We start from the raw sequence: 23,667 nt of genomic DNA on the forward strand, positions 1-23,667 counted from the left end.
GTGTTGGGGGGGGGGGGGGGGGGGTGTTTTTTTTTTTTTTTAACAACTTTTTTTGGGGGCGTTTTTTTTTTTTTTTTTTTTCCCCCCCCGGGGGGGGGGGGGGGGGGGGGGTCCCCCCCCCGCTTGGCGGAACAGCGCATCGTCCACGTCGATCCCTCCCCCAGCCCCTCCCGCAAGCGGGAGGGGAGCGAAAACGCCAATCAGGCGGGAATGAGAGCAGGAGTCACCACATGGACTGCGACGTCATCATCGTGGGTGCCGGGCCGGCCGGCCTGGCCTTTGCGCGCTCGCTCGACGATTGCGGGCTGAACATCGTGATGCTCGAACGCATGCCGGCCGATGCGCTGGCCGCGCCTCGCTTCGACGGGCGCGAGATTGCGCTGACTCATGGTTCGCAGCGAATCCTCGCGCAGCTCGGCGCCTGGGCGCACATTCCGGTGGAGGAGATCGCCCCGCTCCGGGCGGCGCGGGTGATGAACGGCAATTCGCCCTTCGCACTCAATTTTGATGCAGGTGGCGCGGAGGACGGGCAGCTAGGCTATCTGGTGCCGAACCACCGCATCCGTGCCGCCCTGTATGAAGCGGTAAAGGGGCAGGCCGGCGTACGGCTGATCACCGGCGCCGAGGTGGTGCATGCCCGTTCGGGCGCGACCGGCCCGCTGGCAGAGGTGCTGCTCGCCTCGGGCGAAATCGTGCGCGGCAAGCTGCTGGTGGTGGCGGATTCGCGGCTGTCCCATACGCGCGAGAGCCTGGGCATCCGCGCAGACATCAACCCGCTCGGCCGGTCGATGATGGTCGTGCGCGTGCGCCATGAACTGCCGCACGACAGCGTCGCACTGGAATGGTTCGATCACCGCCAGACGCTCGCGCTGCTGCCGCTCAACGGGAACATGGCCGGCGCGGTGCTGACGCTGCCCGAGGAAGCGGCGCGGCGGGTGGCGGCGTTCGACGATGTCGCGCTGGGCCGCGACCTTAGCCGGCGTTTCCGTCAGCGGCTGGGCAAGATGGAGGTAGTCAGCAGTCGCCACGTCTATCCGCTCACCACCACCTGGGCGCACCAGTTCGTCACCGGTCGCGCCGCCCTGATCGGCGATGCTGCGGTCGGGATGCATCCGGTGACGGCGCATGGCTTCAATCTGGGCCTCAGCGGGCAGGCGCTGCTCGCCGCCGAAGTGCGGGAGGCGGTACGGCGCGGGCTCGATCCGGCGACACCGGCCGTGCTGCGGCGGTTCGAGAACGGCCATCGGGCGGCGTGCAAGCCGCTTTATACCGGCACCAATTTGCTGGTCCGCCTGTTCACGGACGAGCGGCCGACCGCGCGCGTGATGCGCCATGCCGTGCTGCGGCTGGGGGCGGGGCTGCCCTTTGTTCGGCCCACCGTCCGGGCGATGCTGACGCATTGAGCTAGGGGGCTCCGACGGGGGCACGTCCACCGGTTCCCCTCCCTGCAAGGGAGGGGCCAGGGGTGGGTCCGCCGCCGTGAGGCGGCAGGACTCGCTGACCACAAGACGCAGAGTCTTTTGGAGCGCGCAGACGCGCGCACCCGCCCCCGGCCCCTCCCTTGCAGGGAGGGGAGCTAAGAAATGGCGCACGATCCTTCTTACCTTGTGGGAAGGGTGCGGGGGACGTCGAAGTAGCGACTTGCAACTTCCCCCCCCTTGCGCAAATGCTTTCAAGATATATCTTGTGCGCATCACGACTCGTACAAGAGAGGCAAATCTCATGTTTTTCCATTTTTCCCATCGTGGCCATCACGGCCATCATCATGGCCGGCACTGCGGTCCGCGCGGGCGCGGCGGCTGGGGCGGGGAGTTTCCCGGCGGCTTCGGCATGGCCTTTGCCATGGCCGGTGAGCGCGGCCGTGGCGGACGCGGCGGCCGGCGCATGTTCGGCGGTGACGAGCTTCGCCTGATCCTGCTCAAGCTGATCGAGGAAGCACCGCGCCACGGCTATGACCTGATCCGCGAGATCGAAGCGCGCTCGAACGGCGCCTATGCGCCCAGCCCGGGCGTGGTCTATCCCACGCTCACCATGCTCGACGATATGGAACTGATCGAGGAGCAGAAGAGCGAAGGCGCGAAGAAGCAGTTCGGCATCACCGAAGCCGGCAGCGCGCATCTGGCCGAACATGCCGAGGAAGTCATCGCGCTGTTCGAGCGGCTGGCGGAACTGGGCGAGCGCCATGCCCGTACCAGCGGCGGCCCGGTGCGCCGCGCGATGCACAATCTGAAGACTGTGCTGATGGCGAGCGCCGCCGATGGCGAGGGCGATCCCGAGCGGCTCCATGCCATCGCCGAGATCCTCGACGAAGCCGCCCGCAAGATCGAACGGCTGTAAGCAACCATGCCACGGATCGAGATGTTACGTCGCCGCCTGGGGCTCACCCCGGCGGCGGCCAGGGAGAAGAAGATGACGAGCGTTCCATTCACCAGCCATGCGCTGGTTTCGACCGACAAGGCCAGCCGCTACCTGCAGCAGCTGTGCAAGCACTGGCAGCACAATCTGCAGGTGGAATTCACGCCCGAGAACGGCACCGTGATCTTTCCTCGCGACGCGCGCGGCATGGATTTTCCGGGCGATGCCGTGGTTACGTTCAACGTCGTGGAAACCGGGCTCGACATTCGCATCGACGCCAGTGCGGCGGAGCAGCTGGAGGGGCTGAAGGGCGCGGTTGCCCGCCACCTCGACCGCTTTGCCTTCCGCGAGGGCGAGCTGCAGTACGACTGGCAATAAGCGACGGGGCTATTTGCCCCGCCGTGCCATCACCTCCATATAGCTGTCGAGTACCGACTGGTTGACCTTGTCCCACACATAGGCCTGCGCCTTTTCGTGCCCGGCTTTCCCCGCTGACGCAGCGAGTTCGGGGTCGCGGATCAACTGGGCGATGGCGTCGGCATAGGCCTGCACGTCGCGCGGCGGCACCAGAAAGCCGTTGACGCCATGTTCGACCAGGTCGATCGCGCCCGTCGCGCGTGCCGCCACCACCGGCACCGCGCAGGCCATCGCTTCTGACGTCACATTGCCGAACGTTTCGGTAACGGAAGGGTTGAACAGCACATCCATCGACGCGACCGCGCGGGCCAGATCGTCGCCGCGCTGGAAGCCGGTGAACACCGCCTCCGGCACCCGGTCGGCAAACCATTGCCGCGCCGGGCCTTCGCCGATCACCAGCACGCGGTGCGGCACGCCTTGGCGCGCCAGCGTGTTGCAAACCGCCGCGAAGATATCGAGGCCCTTTTCCAGCACCAGCCGGCCGAGGAAACCGACCGCGAACTCGTGATCCTGGATGCCCAGCGAGCGCCGCCATTCCAGGCTGCGGCGCGCCGGGTTGAAACGGTCATGGTCCACGCCGCGCGACCAGATGCGCACCGGCGTCTTCACGCCCCAGCCGCGGATCAGGTCGGCCGTCGATTTGCCCGGCGTCACCACTTCGTCGACCCGGTTGTAGAAGCGCGTCAGGATATTGATGATCAGCGGCTCGACAAAGCCGAGATGATAATAGGCGGGATAGGTCTCGAACCGGGTATGGAACGAGGCGACCGCCGGAATTTCTCGCTGCCGGGCCCAGGTGACCGCGCGGTGACACAGGAACTCGGGCGCCGAGACATGAATCATGTTCGGCGCGAACGCTTCCAGATCCTCGCGGATGCTGGCGGGCAGGCCGGTTGCGAACTTGTATTCGGAACGGCCGCCGGGCACCGGCCAGGCCGGCACGCTTACCAGATCGCCTACCGGCGGAAAGGCCGGCGTGCTGGTGGTCGGCGAGTAGATGCGCATGGTGACGCCTTGCCGCAGCAAATAGCCGACGAGCTTGTTGAGCGACTGGTTCGCGCCGTCGCGAACATAATTGTAATTGCCGCTGAAGAGCGCGACACGAAGATCGGATGGCTGCATTTGCGGGAGGGGCATAGTCGGGCGCGGGGCATGGGGCAAGCGCCGGGGGGGCACTCGCTACCCCGTAGTCGGCTTCTGTATTCCCCTTCCGCTTGCGGGAGGGGTTAGGGGAGGGGCTGACCGGCTCCGCGCTTCTTCCCCGTCGCTCCCTCCCCCAACCCCTCCCGCAAGCGGGAGGGGAGCGTGGTTTACCGAAGAAGCAGCAAAATCCGTTCCCTTTTCGTTTCTCCCGCGCTACACCGCCGCCATGGCGAAACCTCAGAAACGCTATGTCTGCCAGGCCTGCGGCTCGGTCACGTCGAAATGGGCGGGGCAATGCGGCGATTGTGGCGAATGGAACACGCTGGTCGAAGAGGCCGGTGCCACCGTCACGCCGTTCCAGGCCAAGCATAACCTGCAATCGGGCGGCCGCGCGATCCAGCTTTCCGGGCTCAATACCGATGTCGCGCTGCCCGAACGCATGGCCAGCGGCATTGCCGAGCTGGACCGCGCGCTGGGCGGCGGGTTCGTCGAGGGTTCGGCAACGCTGATCGGCGGCGATCCCGGGATCGGCAAGTCCACCCTGCTGCTCCAGGCCGCAGCGAAGATCGCCGCCAGGGGGCTCGCCGTCGCCTATGTTTCGGGTGAGGAGGCTGCCGATCAGGTGCGGCTGCGCGCGCGCCGGCTCGGGCTGGGGCAGGCGCCGGTGCAGCTTGCCGCCGCCACCTCGGTCCGCGACATCCTCACCACGCTCGGTGGTGCGGCGCCGCCCGACCTGCTGATCATCGATTCGATCCAGACGATGCACTCGGACCTGATCGAAGGCGCCCCCGGCACCGTCAGCCAGGTGCGGGCCAGCGCGCAGGAACTGATCCGCTTCGCCAAGGAACGCGGCACCGCGCTGGTGATGGTCGGCCATGTCACCAAGGACGGCGCGATCGCCGGGCCGCGCGTGCTCGAACATATGGTCGATACCGTGCTCGCGTTCGAAGGCGAGCGCAGCCACCTCTATCGCATCCTGCGCGCGGTGAAGAACCGCTTCGGCGGCACCGACGAGATCGGCGTGTTCGCGATGCAGGCAGAGGGGCTTGCCGAGGTCGGCAATCCCTCGTCGCTATTCCTCACCCAGCGCGATGAAAGCGTGACCGGCACGGTGGTGTTCCCGGCGCTGGAGGGTACGCGGCCGGTGCTGGTCGAGGTACAGGCGCTCACCGTCCGCCTCGCCTCGGGCGCCACCCCGCGCCGGGCGGTGGTCGGCTGGGATTCGGCGCGGCTGTCGATGGTGCTGGCGGTGCTGGAGGCGCGTTGCGGGCTGAGCTTTTCGGCGTGCGAAGTCTATCTGAACATCGCCGGCGGCTATCGGGTGCAAGACCCCGCGGCCGATCTGGCGGTGGCGGCGGCGCTCGTTTCCGCGCTGTCGGAGCGCCCGGTGCCGGCCGATGCGGTCGCGTTCGGCGAAATCGCCCTGTCGGGTGAAATCCGCCCGGTTGCCCATGCATCGCTGCGGATGCGCGAGGCGGGCAAGCTGGGCTTCACCCGCGCATTGGCGCCCTCGGCACAGGGCGCGGAAAAGGGCGCGATGGCGCTGGCCGGCTTCCGCAACCTGGGTGCGTTCGTCGAGCATCTGCTCGGGCGGTGAGCGGTTGCGGTGGCGGCTTGAACCTGCCGCACGCAACGCCATGTTGCTTCCTGCGCCGCGCTGCCTAGAAGCGTCCGCGACACAAACCGGAAAGTATCATGACCGCCACGCATTCCACCCGCATGTTGATCCTCGGCTCCGGCCCCGCCGGCCTGTCGGCTGCCATTTACGGCGCCCGCGCCGGGCTCGCGCCGATCGTCGTCCAGGGTATCCAGCCGGGCGGCCAGTTGATGACCACCACCGATGTCGAGAATTATCCCGGCTTCCGCGAGGTGATCCAGGGCCCGTGGCTGATGCAGGAAATGCAGGCCCAGGCCGAGCATGTCGGCGCGCAGATGATGTGGGACACGATCGTCGAGGTTGATGTGACGCAGCGTCCGTTCCGCATGGTGGGCGACAGCGGCACCGTCTATCTGGGCGACACGCTGGTGATCGCCACCGGCGCGCAGGCCAAATGGCTGGGGCTCGTTTCGGAAGAGCTGCTGAAGGGCAAGGGCGTCAGCGCCTGCGCCACCTGCGATGGCTTCTTCTTCCGCGGCAAGAAGGTGGCGGTGATCGGGGGCGGCAATACCGCGGTCGAAGAGGCGCTGTACCTGACCAACCACAGCCATGACGTGACGCTGATCCACCGCCGCGATTCGCTGCGCGCCGAGAAGATCCTGCAGCAGCGGCTGCACGCCAATGAGCGGATCAATGTGCTCTGGAACAAGCAGGTCGAGCGCTTCATCGGCGGCGGCCAGCCCGAGGGGCTGGTCGGCATCGAACTGAAGGACACGGTGACGGGTGAGGTTTCGACGATCGAGGTCGACGGTGGCTTCGTCGCGATCGGTCACCACCCGGCGACCGAGCTGTTCCGCGGCCATATCGCGCTCGATGCCGATGGCTATATCGAGGTCGAGAAGGGCACCTCCCGCACCAATGTGCCCGGCGTGTTCGCGTGCGGCGATGTGATGGACAAGCATTATCGCCAGGCGATCACGGCGGCCGGCACCGGCTGCATGGCAGCGCTCGATGCCGAACGCTTCCTGGCGGAAGTGGATTTCGAAACGGTGGCGCAGGCCGCGGAATAAGCCGCAGCCTGCCCTAATTCTCCAGCGCTTCGATCACCTGCGCGGCCAGCCAGTCCTTGTCTGCCGCGCCGGCGAAGCTGTGGCTGGCGGTGTCGTACTGGCGGCGGCGGACGCGGGTGCCGAGCGCGGCGAAGGCCGGGCTGTGCAGCGCATCGATAAAGGCGCGCGCGGTATTGTCGCGGCTGGCGAGCAATAGCGTGACCGGTACCCCCGCCCGCACCAGCGCGTCGGCGACACGGCTGGCAAGGCTCGCCGGCGGTTCTGCGGGCTTGCGGGCGAGCCGGCCCAGCCCGCGCGCCAGCTTGCCCAGGTTCACGCCGCCCGTCGCCAGCCGCGCCCATTCGCGCGGGTCGCGCAGCTTTTCGGCATAGCGCGCGCGGATCGCAGCCGCGGTCGGCAGATCGTCGATCGGCTCGACGATCCACGGATTGGCGAGCACCAGCGCATCGATCCGTGCCTCGCCATGGAACAGCGCCAGCGCGCTCGCGGCATCGCAATTGCCGAAGGCGACGACGCGCTGGACCCGTGCCTCGCGGCGGAAGACGGCGACGGCGGCCGCAATATCCTCGGCGCTGCTCTCGAAGCCGCCATTCTCGCCGCTCGAATCGCCGATGCCGCGACGATCGAAGCGGAATGCGGGATAGCCCGCCGCCGCAACCCGCTGCGCCAGCGTCGCCATGCCGCGATGCGCGCCGATGCGGATTTCATTGCCGCCCGATACGATCAGCAGCCCGGTCTTGCCCTGTGCGGTGTCGAGCGTACCGACCAGCGTTTCGCCGGCGCAGGGAAAGGCGATCAGGCTTCGCATTGGCGGACCCAGTCGGCGATGTCCTCGGCGAGCAGCGCAGCCAGTGCCGGATCATGCTCCGGCTCGGCGCGGTGCCATAGCGGTGTGCCGGGCACATAGCGGTCGGCGGGCCGGGCATCGCCCTCCAGCCGCACGGTACGCGCCCGCTCCAGCGTGCATTCGCCCAGATCGTCGAGGAAACTGTCGGGCAGGCGGTGGCCGGCATAGCCTTCGCCATCGCCGGCGCGGCGGATACGGTGGAGCGTGCGGCGCAGTTCCTCGCCGGTCTGGGGCGCGAAGTGGAAGCGGCGGCGGATCAGTACCGATCCGTCGACCAGCGCGCCGCTGCGGATCGCGAACGAATAGGCGCGGGCGCCTGCGGTGCGGGCGGCGGCCGCGAACCCCGCGCGCAGCGCGTCGAAATCGATCCGCTCGCTCGGGATCAGGCTGTCGCCGGTGCCCGGCAGGTCGGGGATGACGCCGGCAATGCCGACATCGGCCAGCAGCCGCAACATCGCGACCGCAAAGGTGCGGGTGCGATTCGCTTCCTCGAACAGCGGCAGCGCCACAACCACGACCGGGCCATTGGCAGGGCCGAAGCGAAGCATCGCTTCGCGGCCCCCGGCCCAGTCATAAGGTTCGATCACCCCTGCGCCTTCTGCGCCGCAAAGCGGGTGAGGGTGCCGAAGCTTTCCAGCATCTCGCCATCGACTTCGTCATCCTCGATCAGGATACCCAGCCGGTCCTCGATTGCGGTCAGCACACCCGCCACCGCCAGCGAGTCCAGCTCGGGCAGCGCCCCGAACAGCGGCGTGTCATCGCGGAAGGCGGCGGCGCGTTCCTCGCTCAGCCCCAGCACGTCGCGTAGCACGGCGCGTACGGTGTTTTCGACTTCCAGCGTGGCTTGAGGCTGCAATGCGAACTCCCCTTATCGACTTTTTGGCTCCGTAAGGCTTGGCGGCGGCGCTGCCAAGACTAAGGGTGGGCGGATGATTGCGCTCGATCCCGCTCCCCGTCCGATCGACACGCTGCCCCTGCGTGGCGAGCGGGACGCCGTTGCGCTGGAGGACAAGGCCGGCACGCTCACCTATGCCGGGCTGGAGGCGACGGTCGGCACGATGGCGGGCGCGCTCGCGGCCTTGGGGCTCGCGCCGGGCGACCGGGTGGCAAGCTGGCTGCCCAAGACGCGCACCGCGTGCCTGATGCCGCTGGCGGCACCGCGCGCCGGGCTGATCCATGTGCCGGTCAATCCGGTGCTGAAGCGCGCGCAGGTCGCGCACATCCTCGCCGATAGCGGCGCGCGGGTGCTGGTGACGCAGGCGGCGCGGCTGGCGGCGCTGGAGTCTGGCGATGTGCCGCCGGGATGCCGCGTCGTTGCCGAAGAGGAACTCGCGGGCGGCCCCGCGCTGCCGCCGTCTTCAGCCGGCCCCGATACATTGGCGGCCATTCTCTACACGTCCGGCTCGACCGGCCGCCCCAAGGGGGTGATGCTCAGCCATGCCAATCTGTGGCTGGGGGCGATCAGCGTCGCCCATTATCTGAAGATCGCGCCCGACGATCGGGTGCTGGGCGTGCTGCCGCTCAGTTTCGACTATGGCCAGAACCAGTTGTTTTCGACCTGGGCAGCGGGTGGGCGCGTGGTGCCGCTGGATTATCTGACGGCGCGCGACGTGGTGAAGGCAGTGGCGCGGTTCGGCATTACCACGCTGGCGGGCGTGCCGCCGCTGTGGGTGCAATTGCTGGAGGCCGAATGGCCGGCGGAGACCGCGGCGTTGCTGCGGCGGCTGACCAATTCGGGCGGCGCGCTCACGCGCACGCTGGTTCAGGGGTTGCGCGGCCGTTTCCCGGGCGCGGACCTCTACCCCATGTACGGCCTGACCGAGGCGTTTCGTTCGACCTATCTGGACCCCGCCCTGGTCGACGCACACCCGGACTCGATCGGCCGCGCAATTCCCTTTGCCGAAATCCTGGTGGTGGACAGTGCTGGCCAGCGCGCGACGCAAGGGGAACTGGTCCATGCCGGGCCGCTGGTGGCGAAAGGCTATTGGCAGGATGCCGAACGCACGGCGCTGCGGTTCCGCCCTGCGCCCGCCTTTGCGCAGAGCGGCGGCATGGCGGTCTGGTCCGGCGATACCGTGGTGGAGGATGCCGAAGGCTTGCTCCGCTTCGTCGGTCGCGATGACGAGATGATCAAGTCTTCCGGCAACCGCATCAGCCCCACCGAGATCGAGGAGGCGGTGCTGGCCGGCGGCGAGACCGGCGAGGCGGCGGCGTTCGGGGTGCCCGATCCGCGGCTGGGGCGGGCGATTCTGGTCGTCGCGCGCGGCGACGGCAGCCAGGAGGGTGCGCTGCGCGAACGGTTGCGTCGCGACTTGCCAGCCTTCATGCAGCCGCAGCGCTTTGTGTGGCGGGAAAGCCTGCCGCGCAACGCCAATGGCAAGCTGGACCGGGCAGGGCTGAAGGCGGAACTGGAATGAACGGAAAGCCGATCGGGCCGATCCCCGCACCCTATGCGGGGCAGGCCGAGCTGATAGTGGCGGGCCGCCCCGCGGCGGCGTGGGTGGAGGGCGCTACGCCCGTCTACCTCTATGACTTCCCCGCCATTGCCGCACGGGTGGCGCAGTTGCGCGCGGTGCTGCCCGCCAGCGTCGCCGTCCATTACGCGATCAAGGCGAACCCGCTCCCCGCGCTGCTTGCCGCCATAGCCCCGCTTGTCGACGGGCTCGACGTCGCCTCTGCCGGGGAACTGGCGCGGGCACTGGCGGTAAAGCCTGCCGACGAGATCAGCTTTGCCGGCCCCGGCAAGCGCGATTTCGAGCTGGAGGCCGCGATCCGCGCGGGTGCCACGCTCAATCTCGAATCCGAAGGCGAGGCCGAACGGGCGCTGCGGATCGGCGAGGCATCGGGAATCACGCCCAGGCTCGCGGTACGGGTGAACTCCGATTTCGAGCTGCGTGGATCGGGCATGAAGATGGGCGGTCGCGCCTCACCCTTCGGCGTCGATGCCGCGCGGGTGCCGGCGCTGGTGCGGCGACTGGTGGCGGCGGGGGCGGATTGGCGCGGCTTCCACATCTATGCCGGATCGCAGGCGCTTTCGGCCGACGCGGTGATCGAAACCCAGGCGGCGACGATCGCGCTGGCGGCGCGGCTGGCGGAGGAAGCGGGGGCAATGCCGCCGCTGGTCAATCTGGGGGGCGGCTTCGGCATTCCCTATTTCGCCGGAGACGCGCCGCTCGACGTGGCCGCTGTGGGCGCGGCGCTGGGCGATCAGCTGGCCGCGCTCGATACGCAATATGCGATCGAACTCGGCCGCTGGCTGGTGGGCGAGGCGGGCATCTATCTGGCGCGCGTCATCGACCGGAAGGAAAGCCAGGGCGAGAGGTTCCTGATCGTTGATGGCGGTCTCCATCACCATCTGGCCGCCACCGGCAATTTCGGCACCGTCGTGCGCCGCAACTATCCCGTCGCAGTCGCGCACCGGATGCAGGACGCGGCGGAAGAAGTCGTCAGCATTGTCGGTCCGCTCTGCACGCCGCTCGACAGGCTTGCGGACAAAGTCGCCTTGCCGCGTGCCGAGGTCGGAGACCTGATCGCGATCTTCGCCTCGGGCGCCTATGGCGCTTCGGCCAGTCCCCAATATTTTCTGGGGCATCCACCGGTACTCGAAAGACTTTGCGGCGTTCAGGGGCGTTAACCCCTAACGCTATCTTTACCTCTTCGGGCTCATAGCAGCCCCATCCAGCTTGGGGGGCGCCGAGACGTCGGTCGCCTTGTTTCGCCCATGCTGCGGGGAGGTTCGGGCATGACGTTTTGGTTGAGGCACAGGGTTTTGACAGCCACGCTGGCAGCGGTGACGCTGCTGTCGGGTTGCAGCGGCGGTGGCCGGCCCGAACTGCCCGCAGCGGCCTTTGTCGGCGGGGGCGGCCGCGAGGCGCCCAGCGACGAATATGTCATCGGCCCGCTCGACCAGCTCAATATCTTCGTGTGGCGCAATCCGGACCTGTCTACCAAGGTGCAGGTGCGCCCGGACGGCCGCATCACCGTGCCGCTGATCAGCGACATGCCTGCGGTGGGCAAAACCCCGGCAATGCTGGCGGACGACCTGAAGCTGGCGCTCAGCGAATATATCAAGGACCCGATCGTCTCGGTGATCGTCGAGAATTTCTCGGGCACCTTCAGCCAGCAGGTGCGCGTGGTCGGCGCGACCGAAAAGCCGGCATCGCTGCCGTATCGCGCCAACATGACGATTCTCGACGCGATGATCGCGGTCGGTGGCCTTTCCGAAACCGCATCGGGTAACCGTGCCCGGCTGGTGCGTTATGATCCGCAGACCGGCCGGCAGCGCGAATATAAGCTGCGCCTCGCCGACCTGCTGAAGAACGGCGACACTAGCGCGAACGTGAAGCTGGCGCCCGGCGACGTGATAATCATTCCGCAAAGCCTGTTCTGAGGCCGGGCGGGATGGGCGGACTCTACAACGAACTGCTGGCGGCGCTCCATGCGATATGGACGCGGCGCTGGATCGCCCTGGCTGTCGCCTGGGCGATCTGCATGGTCGGGTGGTTCGTCGTCTCGCGCATGCCGAACCAGTATGAATCGCACGCGCGTGTGTTCGTGCAGATGCGCCAGATTTTGCCCGCAGACAGCGGCGCTGTGCCGATCGACCAGCAGAAAAGCCTCGACCAGCTGCGCCAGACGATCACCAGCGCAGTCAATCTCGAAAAGGTGGTGCGCGGCACCGACCTGGCCCGCACCGTTTCCAGCGACCGCGATGTGGCGGATCGCATTGCCGGCCTGCAAAAGGCAATCAAGCTGACGGCGCAGCAGGACAATCTGTTCGAAATCAGCGTCACCGGCGCCAACGGCAAGATCGCCACGCAGGTAACGCAGAAGCTGATCGACGTGTTCGTCGAAAACAATCTGGCCGACAATCGCGACCAGACCAGTCAGTCGCTACGCTTCCTCGACGAACAGCTCGCCGCCCGACAAAAGGCGCTGCAGGATGCGGAGGCGAAGCGCGCCGACTTCCAGGCGAAATATCTGGGGTCGCTGCCCGGCACCGGTTCACTCGATGACCGGATCGGCGCGGCCCGCCAGCAGCTTGCCCAGATCGAAGGCGATCTGGCGGCGGCGCAGAGCAGCCTCAACGCGGTCAACGCCCAGATGGCATCCACACCGGCAACGGCGGGCGGAAGCGCCGGCTCGGCCGGCCCGGCGCGCGCGCGCGTCGCGGCGATCCAGGGCCAGCTTGCCGATGCCCGCGCTCGCGGCTGGACGGACAATTATCCCGATGTGGTGGCGCTCAAGAGCCAGCTTGCGCAGGCGCAGGCGGCTGCCCGTAACGAGCCGCTGGTCGGCGGCGGCGGTGGCAGCGGCAATCCGCTGTATCTGGGCCTCAAGTCGATGCAGACAGACAAGGCGGCGCAGGTCGCCGCGCTCCGCCAGCGGCGCGAACAGATTCAGAGTGACCTGTCGGCGCTCAACGCCAAATTGTCCGGCGCGCCCGAAGTGGCGGCGGAACAGGGCCAGATCGAGCGCGAATATCAGGTGCTGAAGGACCAGTATGACAAGCTGCTGTCCGATCGCGAGCGGGTGCGGATTTCCTCGCAGGCGCAGGATGCCGCCGATGCGGTGAAGTTCAGCGTCATCGATCCGCCGACCCAGCCGCGCATGCCCACTTCGCCCAACCGTCCGCTGCTGCTTTCGGCCGTGCTGATCGCCGGGCTGGGGGCGGGCGTTGCTGCTGCGTTCGGACTCGCCAAGCTGCGCGGCAGCTTCGACACCGCCGCGCGGCTGGAAAAGGCGAGCGGCATGCCGGTCATCGGTGCGATCGGCGAAGTGGTGACCGCCGCCCAGACCGCGCTGCGCCGCAAGCAGCTTCGCCTGTTCCTGGGTGGCACCGCGGCGCTGGGCGTCGCCTATATCGGGCTGATCGGCCTGGAATTCGTCCAGCGGGCGCGGGGGGGCTGAGCGATGAACGACCATAGCCCCCGCAAATTTCGTGGCTCGCTGATCGAGCGCGCGGCCGCGCGCCATGTGTTCGAGATGCCGCCCGCGCTGGCAATCGAGCCGGTCGCTGCGCACGAGCCCGTCGTGGCGGCGCCGGAGGTCCCACCGCAGCCCGATCCGTCGCTGGAACTGATCGACGGCTTCGTCGCGCCTCAGCCGGTGGTTGAACCCGTTGCGCCGCAGCCCGAACCGGCACCGCAACCGGCCCCTGTCGCCCCGGCACCCGCGCGCACTGCTGCCCGCCGCCGCGCCCATATCGATCGCGAGGCGCTGGCGGAGGCGGGCATGCTGGTGCCCGGCGGCCCGGTGACGCCGCTGGCCGAGGAATTTCGCATGGTGAAGCGGCAGTTGCTGCTCACCGCCCGCAAGGTCGCCGGCGCCGATGCCGATCGCGCGCGGATGATCCTCGTCTGCTCGGCCCAGCCGAATGAGGGCAAGACCTTCTGCGCTCTCAACCTTGCGCTATCGATGGCGGCGGAGAAGGATGTCGAGATCCTGCTGGTCGATGCCGATTTCCCCAAGCCCGACGTGCTGCGCCGCCTGGGAATCGAGGAAGGGCCGGGCCTGATCGACGCGCTCGACGGGCAGGTGTCCGTCGAAGACTGCATCATCGATACCGATGTGCCGCAATTGTCGGTGCTGCCCGCCGGCGCCCGCAGCATCAGCGATACCGAATTGCTGGCCAGCGACCGTGCCCGCGCGCTGCTGGACGGGCTGGCCGCGGCCAATCCGCGCCGCATCGTGATCTTCGATTCACCGCCGGCGCTCGTCGCGTCGCCCGCCTCGGTGCTGGCGCTGCATGTCGGCCAGGCGCTGCTGGTAGTCCGCGCCGATCAGACCAGCGAGAGCGATCTGCGGGCCGCGGTCGCTGCGCTCGATGCCTGCGAGCATATCCAGCTCGTGCTCAACGCCGTTTCGTTCCAGCCGTCCGGTCGCCGGTTCGGCAGCTATTATGAGGAGGCGGGCAAGTGATCCGTCGATTGATCGTCATCGGTGTCGCCGGCTGGGCGATCCAGCCTGCCGCCGCGCAGCAGGTCAAGGTCACGCCGTATATCGAGGCGAGCCAGGTGCTGGTCGCCGACCTGAAATCGGGCGAGACGCTCACCTATTCGCAGCTCGGCGCCGGGCTCGACGCGACGGTGCAGACGCGCCGGGTGCAGGTGCAGGTGGATTACCAGTATCAGCACCGTTTCGCCTGGAACAAGAAGCTGGTCGACGACGACACCCATAGCGGTCTGGTGCAGGCGCGCGCGAAGGTGGCGCCGGGACTGACGCTGGAGGCAGGCGGCCTCGCCACCCGTACCCGCGCCGATATTCGCGGCGATGCGCTGCAGAGCAATGCCGGCAACATCAGCAACAGTAGCCAGGTCTATTCGGTCTATGCCGGGCCGAACCTCGCCACGCATGTCGGCGCGATGTTCCTCAATGCCGCCTATCGCCTGGGCTATACGCGCACCGATACGCCCAACGGCACCGGCGTCGCGGCCAACCAGCCCCGGCTCGATTATTACAGCGACTCGACGGTCCATGTCGCCACCGCCAGCGCGGGGGTGAAGGCGGGTACAGTGCTGCCGGTGGGCGTGACGGTCAGCGGTTCCTACACGCACGAGAATGCCGGTCAGCTCAGCCAGCAGTTCGAGGGCAAATATGTTCGCGGCGATGTCGTGCTGCCCGTGGCGATGGGCGTCGCGCTGACGGCGGGCGCCGGGTACGAAAAGATCCAGGTCAGCCAGCGCGATGCGTTGCTGAACGCTTCGGGCCAGCCGGTGCTGGATGCACATGGCCGGTTCGTCACCGATCCCAACTCGCCGCGGCGCATCGCCTATGATTTCGACGGCATCTACTGGGATGGCGGCGTGATGTGGCGGCCCAGCCGCCGCACCTATCTGGAGGCGCGGGCAGGGCGCCGCTATGGCTCGATGAGCTATACCGGCACTTTCACGCACCAGATCGGCCCGGGCAGCGGCATCCAGCTCGGCCTGTACGACAGCGTGCAGACCTTCGGGCAGCAACTGAACGGTTCGGTGTCGGTGCTGCCGTCCAGCTTCGTCAGCTCGGCCGATCCGTTCGGCAATGTCTATAGCGGCTGCATCTACGGCACCACCGGCGCGGCGACCGGATCGTGCCTGAACGGCGTGCTCGCTTCGGCCGTGACGACGGCCTATCGTTCGCGCGGGCTGACCGGCATTGCCGTGCTGGCGCGCGGCGGCACGCGCATCGGCTTTGGCGGCGGCTATTCGCGGCGCACCTTCCTGGCGCCGTCGGGCACCACGCTCAACGGCACCTATGACGAAAGCCTCTATGCCCAGGCCTTTGCCTCTACCCCGGTGGGCGCACGCGGATCGCTGAGCGGCAGCCTGCTCGCCACTTGGTACAATAGCGACATTATCGGCAGCACCAGCGTGTTCAGCTGGGGTGCCAACACCGCCTATACCCACAATTTCGGGCACCTGAGCGCTACCGCCTCGGCGGGTCTTTTCGGCTATGATCGGCCGGGGACAGACAGCAGCGCGCAGGCCCAGGCACTCGTGGGTGTGCGCTATGGCTTCTAAGATGGGGGAAGGGCCTGCGCCCTTCCGGAGTGATCGACGATGTACGACGAACATTATGGATTGAGCGGCCGGCCGTTCCAGCTGACCCCCGATCCGAAATTCTGGTTCGATACGGCCACGCACAGCAAGGCGATGGCCTATCTTGGCTATGGCCTGAGCCAGGGCGAGGGGTTCGTCGTCATCACCGGCGATCCCGGGGCCGGCAAGACGACGCTGATGGGCCATCTGCTCGACGGCCTCGATCACGAACGGCTGAACGTCATCAAGATCGTTTCCTCGCAGGTTCGCCCGGAAGACCTGTTGCGGCTGGTGGCGCAGGGGCTGGGAGTCGATCATCAGGGCCTGTCCAAGGCGGCGCTGCTCTCGGCCGTCGAACGCGGGCTGCACAATGTCGCGCGTGCCGGCCGGCGCACGCTGCTGGTGATCGACGAGGCGCAGGCGCTGCCGTCCGAAAGCCTGGAAGAGCTGCGCATGCTCTCCAATTTCCAGGCCGGCGGCTATGCGCTGCTGCAGATATTCCTGCTCGGCCAGCCCGAATTTCGCCTGCTGCTGAACGAGCCCCAGCTGGAGCAGCTGCGCCAGCGGGTGATCGCGATGCACCACCTCGCGCCGATGGAGCCCGACGAGGTCGAGCCCTATCTGATCCACCGGCTGATCTGCGTCGGCTGGCGCGGGCGGCCGCGCTTTACGGCCGATGCGCTGACGGCGATGTATCGCTGGTCGGGCGGCCTGCCCCGCCGGCTCAATCAGCTAGCCGGGCGCGTGATGCTGTACGGCGCGGTCGAGCAGATCGACATTTTCGGCGCACCCGACATCGCCGCCGTCATTTCCGACCTCGGCAATGACGCGATGGGCGATCCGGTGGCGGAGGAGTTGCCGGTGGGACCTGTGCGGGCGCCTGCCGCGGCGGCACCAGTCGAGCCGGCACCGGTTCGCGTTTCAGTTCCCCAACAGCCTGCACCGCCGCCCCCGGCAGCGCCGTCCGCCCCGCCGGTCGCCCATGCCGAGGTCGCCGCACTCGAAGCGCGCATCGCCCAGCTCGAGGAGCAGGTGCGCGAGCAGCACGAGGCACTCCGCCGGGTGCTGACGCTGCTGGTCGATTGGGTGGAACAGGGCGATGCGAACGGCCGGCCCAATCTGGGCGGCTTGCGTGAACACGCAGCCTGACCATGCGCACCAACGGCCTTTCGGTCGATGTCGAGGACTGGTTCCAGGTCGGCGCCTTTGAAACGGTGATTGCCCGCGACGACTGGGACAGGCTGGAACATCGTGTCGAGGCAAATACCGATGCAGTGCTGGCGCTGTTCGCGGAGGCAGGCGTGCAGGGCACGTTCTTCGCACTCGGCTGGGTGGCGCAGCGCTATCCGGCGCTGATCCGCCGTATCGCCGAGGCGGGGCACGAAGTGGCCAGCCATGGCTGGGACCATGCCCGTGTCTTTACGCTCACCCCCGATCAGTTTCGCGACGATCTCGCACGCGCCCGTGCCGCGCTGGAGGATGCCGGCGGGGCGGCCGTGACCGGCTATCGCGCGCCAAGTTTCTCGATCGACCGGCGTACGCCCTGGGCGCACGCGGTCCTGGCAGAATCGGGCTATGCCTATTCCTCCAGCATCGCGCCCCTCGCGCACGATCATTATGGCTGGCCCGATGCGCCGCGCGCACCGTTTCGGCCGCTGGCGGATGCGCCGCTGATAGAGCTGCCGGTCACGGTGGCGACGGTGCTGGGCCGCGAAGTGACGGCAGGCGGCGGCTTTTTCCGGCTGCTACCGGGGCGCGTGGTTGACCGCGCCGTGCGCGCGAGCAACGCCGCCGACCGATCGGCGATCTTCTACTTCCATCCCTGGGAAATCGATCCCGGTCAGCCGCGCGTGACGCATGCGCCACTCAAGTCGCGGCTGCGGCATTATGCCCGGCTGGGCGCTATGGCGGGCAAGCTTCGCACGCTGATCGCAGCGCACCAGTGGGACCGCATCGATGCGATCGCAGCGCAGGCGGCCGAGGCGCTGGCATGAACGCGCCGATGCTGCACTCCGTGCTGACGATCCGCACCGCAGATTTGACCGACCCGGCAGAATGCGCCCGGCTCGCGGATTGGCTCGCGGATCAGCCACAGGGCACGCCGTTCCATCTGCCCGGCTGGAGCATCGGCGTCGCGCGCGGTTGCCGCCAGCGCAGCCATTATCTGGTGGCGGAGCAGGGGACCGGCGCCATTGCCGGCGTGCTTCCGCTGACCGCCATTCGCTCGCGGCTGTTCGGCCCTGCGCTGGTGTCGGCGGGTTTCGGTGTCGGCGGTGGCATTCTTGCCGCGCGTGAAGCGGCGGTCGCGCCGCTCGCGCAGGCGGCCTGGGAACTTGCGGAACGGCTCGGTTGCCCGGGCGTCGAGCTGCGCGGCGGGCCGTCGCCCGGCCCGGACTGGCACAGCGGCAGCGACAGCCATCTCGGCTTCGTCCGCCCGCTTGCCGCCGATGACGAGGCGGAACTGCTTGCGATCCCGCGCAAGCAGCGCGCCGAGGTGCGCAAGGCCTTGGCCGCCGATCTGACGGTCTCGATCGGCCGAGATGCCGCTGCGCGCCGTGCCCATTATGCCGTCTATGCCGAAAGCGTCCGCAATCTGGGCACGCCCGTGTTCCCACGGAGTCTGTTTTTCTCCATTCTGGATGTATTCGGGGACGATGCGGACGTGCTGACCGTCCGCCATCGGGGAGTGGGAGTGGCAAGCGTATTGAGCCTCTATTGGCGAGGCACCGTCTTTCCCTATTGGGGCGGCGGGGTGGCGGCGGCGCGCGCACTGCGCGCCAATGACCGCATGTATTTCGCGCTGATGGGGCACGCCCGCGCACGCGGGTGCAGCCAGTTCGATTTCGGCCGATCCAAGACCGGCAGCGGCCCGGCCGCGTTCAAGAAGAACTGGGGCTTCGTGCCGCAGCCGCTTACCTATCATAGCCGCAGCGCCGACGGCGCCGCGCCGCGCAGCGTCAACCCGCTCGATCCCAAATACCGGCTGAAGATCGCACTGTGGAAGCGCCTGCCGCTGTTCATCGCCAACCGGGCGGGGCCGTTCATCGCACGGGGGCTCGGCTGATGGGCGACATATTGTTCCTGGCCCACCGCGTACCCTATCCGCCCGACCGGGGCGACAAGATGCGCGGCTTCCACATCCTCAAATATCTCTCCGCCCGCAAGCGCGTGCACCTGATCGCCTTTGCCGACGATCCGGCCGACATGAAGCGCAAGGGCGGACTGGCCCCCTATATCGGCAATCGTTCGATCCTGTGGCGTGGGCGCAGCCGGCTGGCCGCCGGCGTCCGTGCGCTGATGCGGCGCCAGCCGGTGTCGATCACGGCGTTCGAGAATGAAGAACTGGGCGATGCGGTCGAGACATTGCTCGCGCGCCACGCGATCGATACCATCTTCGTCTTTTCCAGCCAGATGGCGCAGTATCTGCCGGCGCGCTCGCGCCAGCGCGTCATCATGGATTTCGTCGACATGGACTCGGCCAAGTTCGCGGCCTATGCCAGCGGCTCGGCCTGGCCGATGTCGTGGATCCATCGCCGCGAGGCGCGGCTGTTGCTGCAGCATGAGAAGGCCGTCGCCGCGCGTGCTGATGCCAGCCTGTTCGTCAGTGAGGCGGAAGCAGAGCTGTTCCGCCAGGCGAGCGGTGCGGGCCGTGTGCACGCGATCGAGAATGGCATCGACACCGGCTATTACGACCCGCGCGGACGCTTCCGCCGGATCGAATCGACCGGGCCGCTGCTCGTTTTCACCGGCCAGATGGATTATCGCCCGAATATCGAGGCCGTAACCTGGTTCGCCGAGACGGTGCTGCCCCATATCCGCGTTGCCCATCCTGGAACCCGTTTCGTGATTGTCGGCCGCGCGCCCACCGATTCCGTGAAGGCGCTGGCCAAGCTGCCCGGCGTCAGCGTTACTGGTGCGGTGCGCGACGTGCGCGGCTGGCTGGCGGCCGCCTCGGTCGTGGTGGCGCCGCTCCGGCTGGCACGGGGCATTCAAAACAAGGTGTTGGAAGGCATGGCGATGGCGCGGCCGGTGGTCGCTTCCGTTGCGGCCGCCGAAGGCATCGACCATGCCGGCACGATCCGCGTTGCCGACAGCGTCACCGAATTTGCCGAAACCGTCAGCGCGCTGCTCGCCGATCGCGAGGCGGCCAGGGCACTGGGCGAGGCGGCGCGCGCGCGAGTGATCGATCGCTATAGCTGGGAGGCGCGGCTCGCCCCGCTCGATGCGCTGATGCAACTCCCGCCGCCGCGCCAGACGCGCCAGACGGCAGCCTGAGCATGGCCGTGTTCGATCGCCGCTGGCAACGCCATGCCGCGCTGCTCGCCGGCTGCTGGGCGGTACTGCTGATCCTGTTCGGCCGCGATACCGGCGATCTGGCCCGCATCTACTGGACCAACACCACCTTCGGCCATTGCCTGTTCGTCGGCCCGGTGATCGCCTGGCTGGTGTGGCAGCGTCGGGACGGGCTGGCGCAAGTGCCACCGCAGGGCTGGTGGCCAGGGCTCGTGTGGGTCGCGGGCGGCGGCGTCACCTGGCTGGTGGGCGATGCCGCCAGCGTGGCGTTGTTTCGCCATTTCGGGCTGGTGCTGATGTTGCAGGGCGCGGTGCTGGCGGTGCTTGGGCCGAATGTCGCCCGCGCGCTGCTGTTCCCGCTGGCCTATATGCTGTTTCTCGTGCCGTTCGGCGATTTTCTGGAAGAGCCTCTGCAAGGCATCACCATCGCCATGGTCATGCCGCTGCTTCACCTCTTCGGGGTGCCGGCCAGCGTCGACGGGGTGCTTATCTCCACCCCGAACGGCTTTTTCGAGGTGGCAGAGGCCTGTTCGGGGGCCAAGTTCCTGATCGCCATGGTCGCGTACGGCGTCCTGGTCGCCAATGTCTGTTATGTCACCTGGCGGAGACGTCTCGGCTTCATGGTCATGGCGCTGATCGTGCCGGTGATCGCCAACGGCATCCGCGCCTTCGGCACCATCTATATCGCCTGGTGGACTTCGGTGGAGCAGGCGACGGGGTTCGACCATATCGTCTATGGCTGGGTATTCTTCGGGCTGGTGATGGCGGCGGTGCTGGCGATCGGCTGGCACTGGTTCGACCGCGATCCGGATGCGCCCTGGTTCGATCCCGCCCGCTTGCAGGCGGTGCCGCCCGGCCGGATCGACGCGGCAATCGCCGCGCTGCTGGTGCTCACGGTGGCGAGTGCCTTTCCCGGCTGGTCGGCGCTCAATGCCGCAAGGGCAGCACCCCTGCCGGCGCAGGTTGCGCTCCCCGCACCGCCGGGTTGGCAGCGGATCGATACGCCCGCCCGCGCGCCCTGGTCGCCGAATTTTCCCGGCGCCGACCGCTTCGTTACCGCCCGCTATGCCGACGGGCAGGGGCGCAGCGTCGATCTCGCCATCGCCGTCTATGGCAGCCAGCATGAGGGCAAGGAACTGGTCGGCTTCGGCATCGGCGCGATCCGCGAAAACGATCGCTGGGTGAAGATCGAGGACGAGCCGAGCTTTGCACGCGGTGCGGCGTTGCGCATGACCGGGCCGGGAAGGGTGGAACGACAGGTCATCACTTGGTACCGGATCGGCGGACTGCTGACGGGGAGCGACAAGAGGGTGAAGCTGGAAACACTGAGGGCCAAGCTGCTGGGCGGAAATCAGGCTGGCGTCGCCGTACTCGTCTCCGCCGAAGAGAGCGAAGGCGCCAATGCGATGACGACGATCGCCGATTTCCTGCGCGCGCTCGGGCCCGTCGAGGCGGTTGCCGACCGCGCTGCCGGCACGCGCTGATGTGCGGGATCGCGGGGCTCTATTACCCCGCTCTGGCCAGGCCGATCGATCCGTCGCGGATTGTCGCGATGACGGACGCGCTCGCCCATCGCGGTCCGGATGGCTCGGGCGTGTGGTGCGTGGCAGGCGTCGGGCTGGGGCACCGCCGGCTGGCGATCATCGATCTGGAAGGCGGCGTGCAGCCGATGGCGACGCCGGATCAGGGCATTGCCGTTACCTATAACGGCGAAATCTACAATTTCCGCGAACTCCGCGTCGAACTCGAACGGCTCGGCGCCTGCTTCCTGACCGACAGCGACACCGAAGTGCTGCTCCACGGCTGGCGCGTCTGGGGGCCGGACATGCTCGCGCGGCTCAACGGCATGTTCGCCTTCGCGCTGTATGACAGCCAGCGGCAGAGCCTGTTCGTCGCGCGCGACCGGTTCGGGGTGAAGCCTTTATTCTACACCGAACTCGCCGATGGCGCGGTGGCCTTCGCCTCGGAGCTGAAGGGCCTGCTCGCCCATCCCCTGTTCCGCCGCGCGGCGGATTTTCGCGCGGTCGAGGATTATCTGGGCCTCGGCTATGTCCCCGACGACGCCAGCCTGCTGGCGGGGGTGAAGAAGCTGCCCGCCGGGCATTTCCTGCTGCTCGAACGCGGCCGCCCGGTACCGCGACCCGTCCGCTGGTGGGACATCGACTTTTCGCGCCGCGCGCGCGGCCGCACCCGCGATCTGAAGGCCGAGCTGGCGCACCATCTGCGTGAGGCAGTGCGGCTGCGGATGGTCTCCGATGTGCCGCTGGGCGCGTTCCTGTCGGGCGGCGTCGACAGCTCGGGTGTCGTCGCGCTGATGGCGGAGGCGAGCAAGGCTGCGGTCAAGACCTGCACGATCGGCTTCGACGAAGCGGGGCATGACGAAACCGCCCATGCGCGGAAGGTGGCGGAGCGGTTCGCCACCAGCCACCGCACCCGCACCGTCGGCGCCGACGATTATGGCCTGATCGACACGCTGGTCGCCGCCTTCGACGAGCCTTTCGCCGATGCCTCGGCCTTGCCCACCTACCGGGTGTGCGAGCTGGCGCGCGAAAGCGTGACGGTGGCGCTGTCGGGCGATGGCGCCGACGAGGCGCTGGTCGGCTATCGCCGCTATCGTTTCTTCGCCGCCGAGGAACGGGTGCGCGGGCTTCTGCCGCCCGATATGCGCGCGCGGCTGTTTGGCACGCTCGGGCGGCTCTACCCCAAGGCCGACTGGGCACCCCGGCCGTTCCGCGCGAAGACGACGCTGCTGGCGCTCGCGGAAGACGGCGAGGCGGCCTATGCCGGCGCGGTCGGCGTGACCACGCCTGCGCTGCGCCATGCGCTTTACAGCGATGCGGCACGCAGGGCGCTCGACGGCCATCGCGCGGAGCGCCGCTATATCGAGACGATGCGCGCCGCCCCGGCCCGCGACGCGCTCGACCGTGCGCAATATGCCGACATCCACCACTGGCTGCCCGGCGACATCCTCACCAAGGTCGACCGCACCAGCATGGCAGTGGGGCTGGAGGCGCGGGAGCCGCTGCTCGATTATCGGTTGGTCCAGTTCGCCGCGACGCTGCCGCCAGCGTTGCGCATCCGGGGCGGGCAGGGCAAGTGGCTGATGAAGAAGGCGCTCGAACCCTGGCTGCCGCGCGACATCCTGTACCGGCCGAAAATGGGCTTCGTCACGCCGATCAGCGCCTGGTTCCGCAAGGCGCTGGCCGAGGAAGCGGCGGGGCTGGCACGCTCGCCGGTGCTGCTCGGCACGGGCTGGTTCGACCCGGCAACGATTGCCCGGCTGGCCGAGGCGCACCGCAGCGGACGCGAGGAACATGGCCGCACGCTGTGGCAACTGGTGATGCTCGAACGGAGCCTGGCGCGGCTGTTCGGGTGAGGCATGGCCCGGCCTTGCACGGGCGTGGATAGTCTCCATATGTTCCGCTT

21 protein-coding genes are annotated in these 23,667 nt (G+C 68.0%); 17 read left to right on the forward strand and 4 right to left on the reverse strand.

What is annotated here, in order from left to right:
- Nucleotides 1-230: 230 nt before the first annotated feature.
- From ubiM to ACT53M_RS11930, 3 genes are all read left to right on the forward strand, one after another.
- The gene (ubiM, locus tag ACT53M_RS11920) at nt 231-1,403 is read left to right on the forward strand and encodes a 5-demethoxyubiquinol-8 5-hydroxylase UbiM (RefSeq protein ID WP_476233601.1); all 1,173 of its coding nucleotides are present in this window, start codon (nt 231-233) and stop codon (nt 1,401-1,403) included.
- A 319-nt stretch (nt 1,404-1,722) separates the two neighbouring features.
- Nucleotides 1,723-2,337, forward strand: a complete 615-nt coding sequence (locus ACT53M_RS11925; RefSeq protein WP_476233603.1) for a PadR family transcriptional regulator — start codon at nt 1,723-1,725, stop codon at nt 2,335-2,337.
- 72 nt (nt 2,338-2,409) lie between these two features.
- Nucleotides 2,410-2,733: a DUF2218 domain-containing protein gene (locus ACT53M_RS11930; RefSeq protein ID WP_476229029.1), complete on the forward strand. Its 324-nt coding sequence runs from the start codon at nt 2,410-2,412 to the stop codon at nt 2,731-2,733.
- 9 nt (nt 2,734-2,742) lie between these two features.
- Here the strand turns inward: ACT53M_RS11930 and ACT53M_RS11935 are convergent, their stop codons facing one another.
- Nucleotides 2,743-3,894, reverse strand: a complete 1,152-nt coding sequence (locus ACT53M_RS11935) for a glycosyltransferase family 4 protein (RefSeq protein ID WP_476233605.1) — start codon at nt 3,892-3,894, stop codon at nt 2,743-2,745.
- A gap of 247 nt (nt 3,895-4,141) precedes the next feature.
- Between ACT53M_RS11935 and radA the strand changes: the two genes are divergently transcribed.
- A complete protein-coding gene (gene radA, locus ACT53M_RS11940) occupies nt 4,142-5,512 on the forward strand; it encodes a DNA repair protein RadA (protein ID WP_476233607.1) in 1,371 nt (456 codons plus the stop codon).
- A gap of 98 nt (nt 5,513-5,610) precedes the next feature.
- Complete coding sequence (gene trxB, locus ACT53M_RS11945; protein ID WP_476233608.1) at nt 5,611-6,582, forward strand: thioredoxin-disulfide reductase; 972 nt, start codon at nt 5,611-5,613, stop codon at nt 6,580-6,582.
- Nucleotides 6,583-6,595: 13 nt separating this feature from the next.
- Here the strand turns inward: trxB and ACT53M_RS11950 are convergent, their stop codons facing one another.
- The 3 genes from ACT53M_RS11950 to ACT53M_RS11960 are packed head-to-tail and all read right to left on the reverse strand — an operon-like array spanning nt 6,596 to nt 8,285.
- Nucleotides 6,596-7,390 (reverse strand): hydrolase 1, exosortase A system-associated, encoded by a 795-nt coding sequence (locus ACT53M_RS11950; protein WP_476233609.1) that lies wholly within the window; start codon nt 7,388-7,390, stop codon nt 6,596-6,598.
- Nucleotides 7,378-8,016, reverse strand: a complete 639-nt coding sequence (locus ACT53M_RS11955; protein ID WP_476233611.1) for a hypothetical protein — start codon at nt 8,014-8,016, stop codon at nt 7,378-7,380. The genes ACT53M_RS11950 and ACT53M_RS11955 overlap by 13 nt, the downstream gene beginning before the upstream one ends.
- Nucleotides 8,013-8,285 (reverse strand): acyl carrier protein, encoded by a 273-nt coding sequence (locus ACT53M_RS11960; protein WP_476233612.1) that lies wholly within the window; start codon nt 8,283-8,285, stop codon nt 8,013-8,015. Before ACT53M_RS11960 ends, ACT53M_RS11955 begins: the two co-directional genes overlap by 4 nt.
- Nucleotides 8,286-8,358: 73 nt before the next feature.
- Here ACT53M_RS11960 and ACT53M_RS11965 point away from each other — a divergent pair, with 73 nt between their 5' ends.
- The 12 genes from ACT53M_RS11965 (at nt 8,359) to ACT53M_RS12020 (ending at nt 23,617) form a co-directional block, all read left to right on the forward strand.
- Nucleotides 8,359-9,846: an acyl-CoA ligase (AMP-forming), exosortase A system-associated gene (locus ACT53M_RS11965; protein ID WP_476233614.1), complete on the forward strand. Its 1,488-nt coding sequence runs from the start codon at nt 8,359-8,361 to the stop codon at nt 9,844-9,846.
- Nucleotides 9,843-11,063 (forward strand): pyridoxal-dependent decarboxylase, exosortase A system-associated, encoded by a 1,221-nt coding sequence (locus tag ACT53M_RS11970; RefSeq protein ID WP_476233616.1) that lies wholly within the window; start codon nt 9,843-9,845, stop codon nt 11,061-11,063. The genes ACT53M_RS11965 and ACT53M_RS11970 overlap by 4 nt, the downstream gene beginning before the upstream one ends.
- Before the next feature lie 108 nt (nt 11,064-11,171).
- The gene (locus ACT53M_RS11975; RefSeq protein ID WP_476233618.1) at nt 11,172-11,819 is read left to right on the forward strand and encodes an XrtA/PEP-CTERM system exopolysaccharide export protein; all 648 of its coding nucleotides are present in this window, start codon (nt 11,172-11,174) and stop codon (nt 11,817-11,819) included.
- Between the two features lie 11 nt (nt 11,820-11,830).
- Nucleotides 11,831-13,339, forward strand: coding sequence for an XrtA system polysaccharide chain length determinant (locus ACT53M_RS11980; RefSeq protein WP_476233620.1), 1,509 nt, complete (start codon nt 11,831-11,833; stop codon nt 13,337-13,339).
- Nucleotides 13,340-13,342: 3 nt separating this feature from the next.
- Nucleotides 13,343-14,350, forward strand: coding sequence for an AAA family ATPase (locus ACT53M_RS11985; RefSeq protein ID WP_476233622.1), 1,008 nt, complete (start codon nt 13,343-13,345; stop codon nt 14,348-14,350).
- A complete protein-coding gene (locus ACT53M_RS11990; RefSeq protein ID WP_476233623.1) occupies nt 14,347-15,930 on the forward strand; it encodes a hypothetical protein in 1,584 nt (527 codons plus the stop codon). The genes ACT53M_RS11985 and ACT53M_RS11990 overlap by 4 nt, the downstream gene beginning before the upstream one ends.
- Before the next feature lie 39 nt (nt 15,931-15,969).
- Complete coding sequence (locus ACT53M_RS11995) at nt 15,970-17,097, forward strand: AAA family ATPase (protein WP_476233625.1); 1,128 nt, start codon at nt 15,970-15,972, stop codon at nt 17,095-17,097.
- 2 nt (nt 17,098-17,099) lie between these two features.
- Nucleotides 17,100-17,942 (forward strand): XrtA system polysaccharide deacetylase, encoded by an 843-nt coding sequence (locus ACT53M_RS12000; protein ID WP_476233626.1) that lies wholly within the window; start codon nt 17,100-17,102, stop codon nt 17,940-17,942.
- The gene (locus ACT53M_RS12005) at nt 17,939-19,012 is read left to right on the forward strand and encodes a FemAB family XrtA/PEP-CTERM system-associated protein (protein WP_476233628.1); all 1,074 of its coding nucleotides are present in this window, start codon (nt 17,939-17,941) and stop codon (nt 19,010-19,012) included. Before ACT53M_RS12000 ends, ACT53M_RS12005 begins: the two co-directional genes overlap by 4 nt.
- On the forward strand, nt 19,012-20,223 hold the full coding sequence (locus ACT53M_RS12010) for a TIGR03087 family PEP-CTERM/XrtA system glycosyltransferase (protein WP_476233630.1): 1,212 nt from the start codon (nt 19,012-19,014) through the stop codon (nt 20,221-20,223). The genes ACT53M_RS12005 and ACT53M_RS12010 overlap by 1 nt, the downstream gene beginning before the upstream one ends.
- A 2-nt stretch (nt 20,224-20,225) precedes the next feature.
- Complete coding sequence (xrtA, locus tag ACT53M_RS12015) at nt 20,226-21,725, forward strand: exosortase A (RefSeq protein ID WP_476233631.1); 1,500 nt, start codon at nt 20,226-20,228, stop codon at nt 21,723-21,725.
- Nucleotides 21,725-23,617: an XrtA/PEP-CTERM system amidotransferase gene (locus ACT53M_RS12020; RefSeq protein ID WP_476233632.1), complete on the forward strand. Its 1,893-nt coding sequence runs from the start codon at nt 21,725-21,727 to the stop codon at nt 23,615-23,617. Before xrtA ends, ACT53M_RS12020 begins: the two co-directional genes overlap by 1 nt.
- Nucleotides 23,618-23,667 lie beyond the last annotated feature (50 nt).

Source organism: Sphingomonas sp. DMC6, assembly GCF_056314225.1.